This window comes from Ruegeria sp. AL12 (assembly GCF_056540885.1).
In genome coordinates this window covers 293,378-305,857 of sequence record NZ_JBQFXN010000002.1, presented here as the reverse complement: position 1 = coordinate 305,857, position 12,480 = coordinate 293,378, and the positions used below count along the sequence as shown (strand labels likewise).

General features: G+C 58.3%; 11 protein-coding genes and 1 pseudogene. 5 read left to right on the top strand and 7 right to left on the bottom strand.

Going from position 1 to position 12,480, the window contains the following annotated elements:
• Positions 1–38: 38 nt before the first annotated feature.
• Both ACR0C6_RS09230 and ACR0C6_RS09225 read left to right on the top strand, forming a co-directional pair.
• Positions 39–2,321 carry an adenosylcobalamin-dependent ribonucleoside-diphosphate reductase gene (locus ACR0C6_RS09230; RefSeq protein ID WP_480618936.1) on the top strand — a complete coding sequence of 761 codons (2,283 nt, stop codon included), beginning with the start codon at positions 39–41 and terminating at the stop codon, positions 2,319–2,321.
• Positions 2,322–2,680: 359 nt separating this feature from the next.
• Positions 2,681–2,802, top strand: a pseudogene (locus tag ACR0C6_RS09225) (IS5/IS1182 family transposase); the annotation flags it as partial.
• Positions 2,803–2,832: 30 nt separating this feature from the next.
• Here the strand turns inward: ACR0C6_RS09225 and ACR0C6_RS09220 are convergent.
• On the bottom strand, positions 2,833–4,116 hold the full coding sequence (locus tag ACR0C6_RS09220) for a cytochrome-c peroxidase (RefSeq protein ID WP_480618935.1): 1,284 nt from the start codon (positions 4,114–4,116) through the stop codon (positions 2,833–2,835).
• A 3-nt stretch (positions 4,117–4,119) separates the two neighbouring features.
• Here ACR0C6_RS09220 and ACR0C6_RS09215 point away from each other — a divergent pair, with 3 nt between their 5' ends.
• Positions 4,120–4,590: a tetratricopeptide repeat protein gene (locus ACR0C6_RS09215; protein ID WP_152460163.1), complete on the top strand. Its 471-nt coding sequence runs from the start codon at positions 4,120–4,122 to the stop codon at positions 4,588–4,590.
• A 30-nt stretch (positions 4,591–4,620) separates the two neighbouring features.
• On the opposite strand, the gene ACR0C6_RS09210 is transcribed toward ACR0C6_RS09215, so the two are convergent.
• From ACR0C6_RS09210 to ACR0C6_RS09185, 6 genes are read right to left on the bottom strand one after another with little or no spacing between them, the layout of a single operon-like run.
• The gene (locus tag ACR0C6_RS09210) at positions 4,621–5,682 is read right to left on the bottom strand and encodes a TRAP transporter substrate-binding protein (protein ID WP_480446285.1); all 1,062 of its coding nucleotides are present in this window, start codon (positions 5,680–5,682) and stop codon (positions 4,621–4,623) included.
• A gap of 24 nt (positions 5,683–5,706) precedes the next feature.
• Complete coding sequence (locus ACR0C6_RS09205; RefSeq protein ID WP_171364655.1) at positions 5,707–6,996, bottom strand: TRAP transporter large permease; 1,290 nt, start codon at positions 6,994–6,996, stop codon at positions 5,707–5,709.
• Positions 6,997–7,584, bottom strand: coding sequence for a TRAP transporter small permease subunit (locus tag ACR0C6_RS09200; protein WP_171230703.1), 588 nt, complete (start codon positions 7,582–7,584; stop codon positions 6,997–6,999).
• 53 nt (positions 7,585–7,637) lie between these two features.
• Entirely contained in the window at positions 7,638–8,153 is a 516-nt protein-coding gene (locus ACR0C6_RS09195) for a flavin reductase family protein (protein ID WP_371808053.1), read from the bottom strand.
• On the bottom strand, positions 8,153–9,043 hold the full coding sequence (locus ACR0C6_RS09190; RefSeq protein ID WP_480446286.1) for an aldo/keto reductase: 891 nt from the start codon (positions 9,041–9,043) through the stop codon (positions 8,153–8,155). Before ACR0C6_RS09190 ends, ACR0C6_RS09195 begins: the two co-directional genes overlap by 1 nt.
• Positions 9,043–10,197: an LLM class flavin-dependent oxidoreductase gene (locus tag ACR0C6_RS09185; RefSeq protein WP_480446287.1), complete on the bottom strand. Its 1,155-nt coding sequence runs from the start codon at positions 10,195–10,197 to the stop codon at positions 9,043–9,045. Before ACR0C6_RS09185 ends, ACR0C6_RS09190 begins: the two co-directional genes overlap by 1 nt.
• A gap of 105 nt (positions 10,198–10,302) precedes the next feature.
• Between ACR0C6_RS09185 and ACR0C6_RS09180 the strand changes: the two genes are divergently transcribed.
• Together ACR0C6_RS09180 and ACR0C6_RS09175 are read left to right on the top strand one after the other, a co-directional pair.
• Positions 10,303–11,013 (top strand): GntR family transcriptional regulator, encoded by a 711-nt coding sequence (locus tag ACR0C6_RS09180; protein ID WP_480446288.1) that lies wholly within the window; start codon positions 10,303–10,305, stop codon positions 11,011–11,013.
• A 12-nt stretch (positions 11,014–11,025) separates the two neighbouring features.
• Positions 11,026–12,123: a Gfo/Idh/MocA family protein gene (locus ACR0C6_RS09175; RefSeq protein ID WP_480446289.1), complete on the top strand. Its 1,098-nt coding sequence runs from the start codon at positions 11,026–11,028 to the stop codon at positions 12,121–12,123.
• Positions 12,124–12,480: the final 357 nt, after the last annotated feature.

Here is a 12,480-nt window from a genome sequence, read left to right as displayed (position 1 = left end):
GGTAGTCTGGATACCTCTTTCAGCACAGGGAATCACCAATGAGCCGCTTTGCCGCCCCCATCGCCGAGCAGATCTGGGATATGAAGTACCGTTTTAAACAGGCGGATGGCACCCCCATCGATCAAACGGTTGAAGACAGTTGGCGGCGCATCGCCCGTGATCTGGCGCGGGCGGAAAACGACCCGGGGCACTGGGAAGAGAAATTCTATGAGGCACTGGAAGATTTCAAATACCTGCCTGCCGGGCGGATCACAGCAGGCGCCGGCACCGCGCGTCAGGTGACCCTGTTCAACTGTTTTGTCATGGGCACGGTGCCCGACAGCATGGGCGGCATTTTCGACATGCTGAAAGAGGCCGCATTGACCATGCAGCAGGGCGGGGGGATCGGCTATGATTTCTCGACCATCCGCCCGCGTGGCGCTGACGTGAAAGGCGTCGCGGCGGATGCGTCGGGGCCGCTGAGCTTTATGGATGTCTGGGATGCCATGTGCCGCACGATCATGTCCGCGGGCTCGCGCCGTGGCGCGATGATGGCGACCATGCGCTGTGACCACCCGGATATCGAACAGTTCATCACCGCCAAATCTGACCCGGCCCGCCTGCGCATGTTCAACATGTCGGTTCTGGTGACCGATCCGTTCATGGAAGCGGTCAAGGCCGATGCCTCGTGGGATCTGATCTTTGACGGCAAGGTCTATCACACGGTTCAGGCGCGTGATCTTTGGAACAAGATCATGCAGGCCACCTATGATTATGCCGAACCGGGGGTGATCTTCATCGACCGGATCAATCAGGCCAACAACCTGAGCTATGTTGAAACCATCGCGGCCACGAACCCGTGCGGCGAACAGCCATTGCCGCCCTATGGCGCCTGCCTGTTGGGTTCGATCAATCTGGCGCGTTTGGTGGTTGAACCGTTTGAGGCAAAAGCCCGTTTGAATGAAGAGGCCCTGCAAGAACTTGTCGCCACGGCTGTCCGGATGATGGACAATGTCGTTGATGTGTCAAAATTCCCACTGGCCGAACAAGAGGCTGAAGCGCAGGACAAGCGCCGCATTGGGCTGGGCGTGACCGGACTGGCGGATGCGTTGTTGATGCTGGGTCTGCGTTATGGGTCCGACGAGGCGGCGCGTCAGACCGAGCGCTGGTTGCACGCGATCGCCCGCGCCGCGTATCTGGCGTCGGTCGACTTGGCCAAGGAAAAAGGGGCGTTTCCCCTGTTCGATGCCGAGAAATACCTGGCCAGCGGCACCATGCAGCAGATGGATGACGTTGTTCGCGAGGCCATTCGCGAGCATGGCATCCGCAATGCTCTGCTGACCTCGATTGCACCCACGGGGACGATCTCGCTGTACGCGGGCAACGTGTCGTCGGGGATCGAGCCGGTTTTTGCCTATGCTTACACCCGCAAGGTCTTGCAGAAGGACGGCTCGCGCACCGAGGAAGAGGTGGTGGACTATGCCGTTCAGATGTGGCGCGACAAGTTCGGCGATGTCGAGCTGCCCGACTATTTCGTGAACGCCCAGACCCTGACGCCGGCCGAGCATGTCAAGATGCAGGCGGCTGCGCAGAAATGGATCGACAGCTCGATCTCGAAAACCATCAACTGCCCCGAGGACATCTCGTTCGACGCCTTCAAGGACGTGTATATGCAGGCCTGGGATCAGGGCTGCAAAGGCTGCACCACCTATCGCCCGAACGACGTGACCGGCTCGGTGCTGACCGTCTCGGAAAGCGACGACAAGGTGCCGGGTGAAAGTGCGGATGCGCCGCACGAGGTGGATGGCGGCGATGTCATCTACATGTCCGAACCGCTGGACCGGCCGCAATCGCTTGAGGGTTCGACCTACAAGCTGAAATGGCCCGACAGCGAACACGCGATCTATCTGACCATCAACGATATCGTCATCGGCGGCCGGCGTCGTCCGTTCGAGGTGTTCATCAACTCGAAGAACATGGAGCATTACGCCTGGACGCTGGCCTTGACCCGGATGATCTCGGCCGTGTTCCGGCGCGGTGGTGACGTGTCTTTCGTGGTCGAGGAGCTCAAGGCCGTGTTCGATCCGCGCGGCGGGGCTTGGGTGCAGGGCAAGTATATCCCCTCGATCCTGGCGGCGATCGGTGGTGTGATCGAGCAGCACATGATCGCGATTGGGTTTCTTGAGGGCGAAGGGATGGGGCTGAAATCCGACCCGCAAGCGCAAGTGGTCAACATGGACGCCCCCCGCGGGAAGGCCTGCCCGTCCTGCGGCCAGTATGACATGGTGATGATCGAGGGCTGCATGACCTGCCGCAGCTGCGGGCATTCGAAATGTGGCTGAGACGGGGGGTGGGGTTTCGCTGTGAAAACCAGCAACAGCCTGCAATTAAACCAGCTCAAACTGCATCGTTGACCACCAGAACTTTGCCATCGCGTTTCGAGGTGCTGGCTTTTTTTGATTTGGATTGTGTCGAGAGAGTTGTCAGCGCTTTAGCACGCTCCCGATAAAGTTGGCGGGTGCCAAACCGCATTGGTCCGCTTGGACCAATCAAAGCTTCGTTAGCCTGGTTGTGGTCTTCTGGCCATGCAGTGAAAAAAAGCAGGTGCCAAATTTAGAATGCAAGCGAAGACTGCAGAGAGTATTTGTTTGAAAGTGATTGATAAGTTTCAGAGATGGGCGGGGCCAGATGAGGCTATCCAGTCGAGAAATGCTTCAACAAGTTGAAGAATGCCAGCCGAGTTGCAACACGCTGCGACGTGCCCGCCGAAAGCTCTTCGGATTCGTCGATTTCGCATCAACCCGTCTCTGGCTCAGCCATTAGTCAACATGAGCTAAATGATGTGAGAGATGGCTAAGGAGTAAATCCTTTCGGCACACCGAATATCGGCGAGTCCACGCTGCGACCTGTCAACGAATTCAGAAAAGCAATCAGGTTTTCTATTTCTAATTCCGTGAGTTGGATCGGATCGATATCAATTTTCTTGCGTTGACGTGCCATTTCATATCGGTCCTGCCAAACTAGGAAATCCGTTTTTTGCAACCATGGCACCTCGGGTAAGGCAGCCATTTGGGGGGTCCATTTGTCCAGGCTGGCCTGCGGATCCAAATGATGGCGAATGACGCTTTCAAGATCGGGGAAGGCGCCATTGTGACCGTATGGTGCGGTCAGGGCAACGTTACGGAGCATCGGGGTGCGGAACCTGTAGGCATCCTCAAGGCGGTTGCTTTCACCCATGCGGCCGACATCCCGGACGAAGGGATCCCACTGCCGGGTGCGACCCGGCCCAAAGGGAGGCAAGCCCAATGCATGGAACTTCTGATCTGACATGAGCGGACCGGTGTGGCAGGCGGAGCAGCGGGCTTTGCCGTAGAACAGCTTCATCCCCTCGATTTGCGCAGGTGAAAGGGCATTCATGTCGCCCGCAAGATAGTGGTCAAACGGGCTGTCGGTGCTGCGCCACTCGATCGCCATGAAAGCGGCCAGAGCGTTGGCGACTTGCGCGATCGTGATGTCCTCGGTCGTCTCGACCTCATCAAAGACGGCGACGATGGCCGGACCATAGCGCGGATCGGTGCGGACGCGTTTCGCCAGAATGGGCCAGCCCTTGTCGATACGATCATGCACCGCGCCTGTGACTTCATTTTCGGCCACATTGCCCGCCATCTCGAATTGTGAGGTCAGGGGAAACAGAGCCTGTGCTGCCAGCAGGGAGTTCAGACCCTCGGGCAGCCACTCCTGCGCCGGGGAATTGAAGCCGTTGCCGTAGACGTCGGAAATGCTCAGCCTGCCGTCGTGAAAGACGGTGTGTATGTCCTTGGCCCCAAGATTCCACAGGCCCGGAGAGTTACGAGGGATGCGTTTGCGTATTCTGTTGGCCCCGGTGCCGGGTGTGCGGTCCGGCCCCAACCCCTGTCCGCCTTCTCCTATGCCCAGCGAAAACCCGTCCGAAGTGCCGAAATCCGGGTGGTGACAATGGGCGCAGGCGATGTTGCGGTTGCCTGACAGGATCGGGTCGTAAAACAGTTGATGACCGATGGCGGCCTGTTCCATATCAAAGGGGATAAAGTCATCATCGGTCAGCGGGCGCGGCAAATCCTGTGCCACAGCGGGCCCGACCCAGAAGAAGGCAACCATCCCATGCGCCAGCTTGTTTTGGCCCTTTGCGTATTTGCGTCTCCGGCTCTGGCTGAACTGGAACAAGCCCGCGATATGATGGAAGCCGGACAGTTTGCTGCCGCGCGTGAGGAACTTCTTCCAGCCGCGCGCTCGGGCAACGCCGAGGCTGAAGAGTTGATCGGCGTGATGTACGGGCTGGGTTTGGGGGTCGAGCAGGATTACGAACGGGCCTTTGAATGGTATCTGCGCGCCTCGATGAAGGGGCATCCGGGGGCGCAGTCGGGCGTTGGCTGGTATTACGAATTGGGTCTGGGCATGCCTGCGCCCGATCTGGTGCGCGCGTATATGTGGTACACGCTCAGCGCTATTGGCGGCGACCCCGATGCGGCAATCAGCCTTGAGGAAGTGGTCAAGAAAATGTCGCCGGAGCAGATTGAAAAGGCGCATGTTCTGGTCAACGACTACAAAGGGTGGATGTACCCGTTTCGGTGAGGGCCAGGCCGCAAAGCCCGGCCCAACCGTTCACTTCAGGTCCGCATCACGAGCAGCGTTGACGTCCGCCTCAGCCGCCGCGACCGCCTCGGTCAGTGCAGCAAAGATCTCGTCGCCTCGCGCAACGTTGGACTGGAACCAATCATAGACTGGCGTTGCGGCCTCTTTGAACGCAGCCTTCTGATCGGGTGTCAGCACATAGAGGTCTCCGCCACCGGCGACGAAATCCTCATAGGCTTGGATCGACTTGCGCTTGGGGGAGGCGAAAGTGGCCTGTTGCAGGGCATAGAACCCGTCGACCACGACGCGGCGCAGATCCTCGGGCATCTCCTGGAACTTGGCGTTGTTCATCCACCACAATGCGCCCATATAGGCGTGGCCGTCCAGCGTTACGTATTGCAGGCCCGCATCCGGGAATTTCATGCCCATGATGTCGGTGATGCCGTTCTTGGATCCTTCAACGACACCGGTCTGGAAGCTGGTGAACAGTTCCGGCCACGGGATTGGGGTGGGCGACGCACCTAGCGCCTTGACCAGTTCCTGCGGCAGGTCGGCGACGACGGTGCGGATTTTCAGACCTTCCATATCCGCAGGCTCGGCAATGCGGCGCTGTGTGTTGGCAAAGTTGCGCCAGCCGCCGGTGTTGCCGATGGTCATCAGACGGATCGCGCCGCCCGAGTCCTCAAGCGCCATGTCGCGCATTGTGCGGGTGAAATCGCCCGACAGGACATGCTCGGCAATGCGGTCATCGGCCATCAGATAAGGCAGGTCCAGAACCTGCACGTAAGGAAAGATGCCTGAGGCACCGCCCGAGGTCGAGATGTAGATGTCGATGGTACCGTCTGCCACACCCTGCAAGCACTCGGCCCCGTTCGAGCACAGTTGTGTACCGATGAACAATTCGACTTCAATCGCGCCGTTCGAGGCGGCCTCGACATAGTTCTTGAAGACGATCAGGCCGTCATAGTCCTCGTCGTTTTCGTTCGAATTGGCAGTGGCGCGCAGCGTGTAGTCGGCAGCTGTTGCCGCGATGGCAGACGCGGCCACAAGCGAAGTGGCCACCGCTGCGGTTTTGATGAAGTTTCTGAGCATGCGTTTCCTCCCTGTGGAACTCAGTTAGTTGGCAAATCCCGTTATCCTCGGGATCGTCATGGATAGTGCGGGGATATAGGTGATCAGGAAGATCACGATGATTTCGACCGCCAGGAACGGCAGGATCGCTTTGGCGATGGTTTCGACCCGTTCGCGCGAGACAGCAGCAGCGACAAACAAGACCAGGCCCATTGGCGGGGTGGCGAGGCCGACGGTCAGGTTGACGCTCATGATGATGGCGAAGTGGATCGGGTCAACACCGAGGCTGGTGAAGATCGGGCCAAGGATGGGACCAAGGATGATGATCGCAGGGCCTGCGTCCAGGAACATGCCAACGATGAACAGTAGCAGGTTGATCAGGAACAAAAGGATCAGCGGGTTTTCCGACAGGCTGAGGATCAGCGAGGCCAGTTGTTCCGGCGCATGGCTGAGGCTGACGACCGTCTTGAACGCCATCGCAGCACCAACCAGCAGCAGAACAACGGCTGAAGTCATGCCTGCATTGCTGAGCACCTCGGGGACCTCTTTCCATGTCAATGTCCGCAGGATGAAGAACCCGATGATGAAGGCATAGCCCACGGCGACTGCCGCAGCCTCGGTCGGTGTGAAGATACCACCCAGAATACCGCCCAGAATGATGACCGGTGTCATCAATGGGAAAAAGGCCTTCAAACTGGCCTGACGCCGCTCGGGCCATGTGTATTTGCGGCTGGCGATGGGGAAGTCATAGCGGTCGGCCATCAGTTTGATCATCAGCATCAGACCGACACCGACCATCACGCCCGGAACGATCCCCGCCAGAAACAACGCGGCCACGCTTTCGCCCATCACATAGGCGTAGATGATCATGATGCCCGAGGGCGGAATGATCGGCCCGATCACCGAACTCGCCGCCGTGATCGCGGCGGCGAATTTGCGGGTATAGCCCTGTTTCTCCATCGCCGGGATCAGCATCGACCCTAGCGCCGAGGTGTCCGCCACGGCGGACCCCGAGAGGCCCGCAAACAGAATCGAACTCAGCACGTTCACATGCGCCAGACCACCGCGCAGGTGCCCCATCAGGGCCTGCGAAAACTCGACAAGGCGGATGGTGATGCCGCCTCGGTTCATGAGCTCTCCGGCCAGCATGAAGAAGGGGATCGCCATCAGAGGGAAGCTGTCCATACCGTTATAGACATTGCGATACAGCAGCGTGATGTCGTTCGTCTGGCCGTTCAGCCACAGCAGGATTCCGGGCGCCGCCAGCAAAGCGAAAAAGACCGGCAGGCCGATCAGCAGGAAAATCAGGAAGGTGGGCAGGAACCAGATCAGCATTTATTCGGCCCCCACTGCCGCATCAGGAATTTCAGGCAACAGGTGGCCGCCGCCCAGCAGAGTGATGAAGGATCGCAGGATCAGCTCGATATTCACCGAGATCAGCAGGATGATCCCCACCAGCAGCGATGCCATCATCCAACTGCGAGGAATGCGATACCATTCGTCGAACCCGAAAGAGGTGGGCAGATACAGCGCGGCAGTGGCGAACTTGCCGCCAAAGCCGGTGACCTCGGACCAGCCGATATTGACGGCGACCAGCAGGACTGCGAGCGCGATCAAAAGCAGGAACAGATTCAGCGTCTGGCCGATGATGCGGGGAAGGAGGCGTTCCAGCATGTCGATGGCCACAAAACCGCCGCGCCGAAACGCGGTGGGCGCCATAAGACCGGTCATCCACAGCATGCAGAACCGCGCGGCCTCATCCGGCCACGGCAGCGCATTGCCCAGAACGTATCGGAAAAACACCTGGATCAGAATTGCGATCACCATGAGCGCAATCGCAACAACACCAACCGCGCGCCCCAGACGCAGCACGGTTTCGTTCACGAATGCAATCGGTGCAAGCACCGATGCCAGTCCGCCCATGCGGATCCTCCCTTGGTCAGCCGCGGGTGTCCCCCACGGTCATCAAATCGCGCTTAGACTTTCGCGAATTGGCCGAGTTTCCCGGCATAAAAGGTCAGCGCGTCTCCATCCGACATGCTGGCCCGTAGAACTTTTCCAACCACAATAACGTGATCGCCTGCATCGTGATACGCGTGCTGTTCGCATTCGAACCGCGCAAGGCAATCTGCCAACACCGGTGTCCCATTCTCACAGCGCTCGTGGCTGATGTCCCGCAGTGCAAAGGCGTCTTTCGAGCAGCCGAAACACAGCTCGGCCTGGTCCGAAGACAGCACATGCACGCTGAAATGACGGGCCTTGTGGAAATAGGGGAAGCGACGCGAGTTTCGGTCTCCGGCCCACATGATCAGCGGTGGGTCAAGCGACAGGGACGAAAAGCTGTTGGCGGTGATGCAGACAGGCCCATCCGCGCTGTCGCAGGTCACGATGGTGACACCGGTTGCAAATCGGCCGAAGGCGTCGCGCAGGGTACGTGTGTCGTCCTTATGTGGAATAAAGGTGCGGGTCATGTCCTTTGAGATTGCGTTCATCATGGTACCTCGTGCCCCAGCGCCGCCTCGTACAGGCGGAACCAGCTTTCGCGATCCAGTTTGACTTTCAATGCGTCAGAGGCGCGTTTAATCCGGTCCAGATTGTTGGTGCCCAGAACCGGCAGGATGTTGGCCGGGTGGGCCAACAGGAACGCCACTGCGACGGCGGCGCGATCCACGCCAAACCCGGCTGCGATTTCATCGGCGACGACCCCAATCGGCGGGTTTCCGGCCATCAACAGGCCTCCACCCAGCGGCGACCATGCCATCAACGGATGGCCATGCTGTTGGTGAAAGGCCAGATCACCGTTGGTGAAAGGGCTGATCTGACCCAGCGAAATTTCGATCTGGTTGGTGACCAACGGCGTATTCATCGCCGATTGCAGCAACGACCAATCCCACGGGCGGAAGTTGGACACGCCCACCGCGCCGACCTTGCCGCTGGCGACAACCTCATCCAGGGCGGCTCCGGTTTCATAGTGGCTCATCATGGGGTCCGGGCGGTGGATCAACAGCAGATCGATGTGGTCAATCGCCATTTCCGACAGCGACGTGTCGACTGATTTCAGAATGTGGGCACGTGAGGTGTCGTAGTATTTTACCTTCGCATCCGCGTAACGGCCAACCGGCGCGACGATGTCGCATTTGGTGACGATCTCCATCTTCTGACGCAGGTTTGGATTGGCGCGCAGGGCGGCACCCAGCACGGCCTCGGCCTGGTAGCCGCCATAGATGTCGGCCTGATCGAAGGTGGTGATACCCTGATCCAGACAGGTCTGAATCTTGGCCTCGACATGGCCCGCGGACGTGTCACTGTCATCGCCCAACCGCCACATGCCATAGACAAGGCGGCTCATCTCCAGCGAGTCAGATAGTTTCACACGTTGCATTAGCGGCGTTCTCCGTTGCCCAGCGGTGTGGCCGGGGTCGTTTTGGGAACCCTTCCGTAAGCTTCGGGAAGGGAACAGGTTTTCAAATTCGGCAACACGCGGGCGCCGAAATGGCGGGCTTCGTCCAGATGCGGGTAGCCCGAGAAGATGAAAGCGCGGATGCCCATCTTCTGGTATTCCTCGATCTTCGACATAACCTGATCCGTCGATCCGACCAGAGCGGCACCGCAACCAGACCGTGCCCGGCCAACACCGGTCCAGAGACCGGGTTCGACATAGCCGTACTCATCCGCCAGATCGCGGTTCCTGGCCTGATGCGCCACCCCCAGCGAGGTCGAATCCAGCGCCCGTTCGCGGATGGCGCGACCGTATTCGTCGTCCAGCTTCGAGACGATGTAGTCCGCGTATTCCTGTGCCTCAGCCTCGGTATCGCGAACGATCATATGGACACGCAACCCGTAATCCAGCGTGCGGTCGTAGTTTTCAGCGACGGCGTGAACGGCCTTCATCCGTTCGGCCAGTTGATCCTTGGTTTCAGGCCACATCAGGTAGACGTCGCAATGCTCGCCGCACAGATCCAAAGCAGAGGGAGAATAGCCGCCGAAATAAAGCAGCGGCCCGCCGGTCTGATATGGCTTGGCCGGGTCGGTGGTCAGGTCCGAGAAGTTATAGACCTCGCCTGCATGATTGATCTCATCCTGCGTCCAGGCTTGTTTCAGAATCTCCACCACTTCGCGCGAGCGCTGATAGCGGAACGCGCTGTCGGCCTTCTCACCGGGAAAGTCGGATGAGATGATGTTGACCGTCAAACGCCCCTTCAGCATGTGGTCCAGCGTTGCGATGGTGCGGGCCAGCATGATCGGTTGCATCTCGCCACAGCGCACGGCGGCCAGCAGGTTGATCCGCTCGGTGATCGGGGCGCAGCCGGCGACAAAGCTCAGCGTGTCTTGACCGACCTGATAAGAGGACGGGCAGAGGATGTTGCGAAAACCCTGCGCCTCGGCCTCTTTCACAATGTTCGAGCAATGCTCCCAACTCGACCGCAGGGCACCATCGGGAACGCCAAGGAACTGGTAATCATCGGAACACAGCGCAGCGAACCACGAAACTTCGGCCGCATCCAGATCGGGGGATGTGATGGGGACGATGCTCATTTGATTCACGCTCCGTACATCTTTGACTTTCCTCTTGCGTAGCAATCGCTTTGATGTAGATCAATAGTGTATCAATTTTTCCTGCGACCGAGTGAAGCGTCTGCCGTGCCTGCATCCAACCGAAACCCCAATGCCCTGCCGGTATATATTCAGATCGCGGAACTTCTGATCCGTGACATCGCGGCTGGTCGCCTTATTGACGGTGAACGATTGCCGCCCGAGCGCGAGATGGCCGCAGAGCTGAATGTCTCGGTTGGAACGCTGCGAAAATCGCTCTCAGAGCTAGAAAAAAAGGGGATGTTGGAGCGTATCCAGGGCTCGGGCAACTACATACGCGAGACCGGTACGCAAAACAGCGTCTATGCAATGTTCAGGCTGGAACTGCCGGAAGGGGGTGGCCTGCCTCGTGCGGATATCCTGTCGGTTGACCATCTGAAAAAGCCGATCAATCTGCCGAAATTCGGTGCTTCTGACGCCGGTTCGCGTGTCCGGCGGATGCGCTACCTGAATGATACAATCATCGCTGTCGAAGAAATCTGGCTGGACGAATCAGCGGGCCTAATCGACCAGAGCCTGCTGTCCGACTCGCTCTATCGCTACTATCAGCGCCAGTTGGGCTTTTGGATCGCAAGAGCCGAAGACAGGGTTTCGGTCCGGCCTCTACCGGACTGGACGCCTTCTGACTTCACCAAGCCAGCCGGCCAAGCAGTCGGTTATATCGAGCGGTTCAGCTGGTCGGAAAGCGCCGAACCCGTCGAATTCTCAAAAACTTGGTTCGACCCGGATCGGGCCAACTACGTACAACGTCTGAAGTAAAAGGAATTGCGCATGACCCGGACCATCAAATACGGGCTGATTGGATGCGGAATGATGGGGCAAGAGCACCTGCACAATATCGGATTGCTGGAAGGTACCAGTGTGGCTGCGATCTTTGAACTCGATCAGGAGATGGCAAAAGCCGCCAAGGCAATTGCGCCAACTGCTACCATGGTAGGTTCCGTGCAAGAGCTACTGGCGGTAGAGGAACTGGACTGCGTCGTCATCGTCAGCCCGAACCATCTTCATGTGGACCAGATCTGCGAAATCGCAGAAACACGTCCTCTGCCGCTTCTGGTAGAAAAACCATTGTTCACCGACCCGCAGGACGCGCCCCGGCTCGAACAGTTGCAGCGCGACTACCCCTGCCCGATTTGGGTTGCAATGGAATACCGGTACATGCCCCCTATCGCTGCTTTGATCGACAAGGCCGAGGCGACAGGTGGGGTAAAAATGCTGTCGATCCGCGAGCATCGTTTTCCCTTCCTCGACAAGGTCGGTCACTGGAACCGGTTCAACCGAAATACTGGTGGCACTTTCGTCGAGAAATGCTGCCACTTCTTCGACCTGATGCGTCTGATATTGCAATCCGATCCGGTGCGCATCACGGCAAGCGGCGGGCAGGCGGTGAACCATCTTGATGAAAGTTACGACGGTCAAACCCCGGATATTCTGGATCACGGCTATGTTCTGGTCGACTTTGCTTCGGGTGCGCGCGCGATGTTGGAACTTTGCATGTTTGCCGAAGGCTCACGCTATCAAGAAGAAATATCGGCCGTCGGACCGGACGCCAAGATCGAGGCGTTTGTCCCCGGACCCGGACGATTCTGGCCCGATCACTTGGGAGCCCCGCCATTGCCTCAGGTGATTTTGAGCCCGCGCAATCCCAAAGGTCCGGTATCAATGGACGTTCCGGTGGACCCCACCCTTTTGGCGGCTGGGGATCACAATGGGTCGACCTACTATCAGCACAAAGGATTCCTGGCCGTTCTTCGTGGCGAAAAGGCGAAACCGGATGTGAGTTTGAAGGACGGCCTCTGGGCTGTCAGGATGGGGCAAGCGGCGCAACAGGCAATTGAAACCGGTGAAACGGTTTACTTGGCCGACTGATCGGGGCCGGAGTCGCAGGTGCGTTTTGCGATCGCTAAAAGACGCCTTAGACTGTTGCTGGCAATGTCTTTCATCGTATGACTAGGACCACGATCGCTTGATTGGTTTGAGAGGGTCAAGCTCGCTGAAACTTCAATCTGCAGCGCGCTGTGTTTATGCAGAGCGCGGCGCTTCTGGAATGTCTGGTCTTTGCTTTTCTGTCTGGTCAAGCGCGTCACGGGGTTCTTAGCTTAGTCACTGTCGAAGATTCGCATTCTAAACTAAGTTGAGTTACAGATTATTGTGCCAACTCAAGTGCCGACAGGTAAAAAGGAACACATAAACTAAAGAATATCAGTATCTTATGCGCTTAATAAC

Excerpts from the sequence above, each read along its gene's own strand:
- ACR0C6_RS09230 (WP_480618936.1), top strand. The coding sequence starts at position 39 with ATGAGCCGCTTTGCCGCCCCCATCGCCGAGCAGATCTGGGATATGAAG.
- ACR0C6_RS09220 (WP_480618935.1), bottom strand. The coding sequence starts at position 4,116 with ATGGTTGCCTTCTTCTGGGTCGGGCCCGCTGTGGCACAGGATTTGCCG.
- ACR0C6_RS09215 (WP_152460163.1), top strand. The coding sequence starts at position 4,120 with ATGCGCCAGCTTGTTTTGGCCCTTTGCGTATTTGCGTCTCCGGCTCTG.
- ACR0C6_RS09210 (WP_480446285.1), bottom strand. The coding sequence starts at position 5,682 with ATGCTCAGAAACTTCATCAAAACCGCAGCGGTGGCCACTTCGCTTGTG.
- ACR0C6_RS09205 (WP_171364655.1), bottom strand. The coding sequence starts at position 6,996 with ATGCTGATCTGGTTCCTGCCCACCTTCCTGATTTTCCTGCTGATCGGC.
- ACR0C6_RS09200 (WP_171230703.1), bottom strand. The coding sequence starts at position 7,584 with ATGGGCGGACTGGCATCGGTGCTTGCACCGATTGCATTCGTGAACGAA.
- ACR0C6_RS09195 (WP_371808053.1), bottom strand. The coding sequence starts at position 8,153 with ATGAACGCAATCTCAAAGGACATGACCCGCACCTTTATTCCACATAAG.
- ACR0C6_RS09190 (WP_480446286.1), bottom strand. The coding sequence starts at position 9,043 with ATGCAACGTGTGAAACTATCTGACTCGCTGGAGATGAGCCGCCTTGTC.
- ACR0C6_RS09185 (WP_480446287.1), bottom strand. The coding sequence starts at position 10,197 with ATGAGCATCGTCCCCATCACATCCCCCGATCTGGATGCGGCCGAAGTT.
- ACR0C6_RS09175 (WP_480446289.1), top strand. The coding sequence starts at position 11,026 with ATGACCCGGACCATCAAATACGGGCTGATTGGATGCGGAATGATGGGG.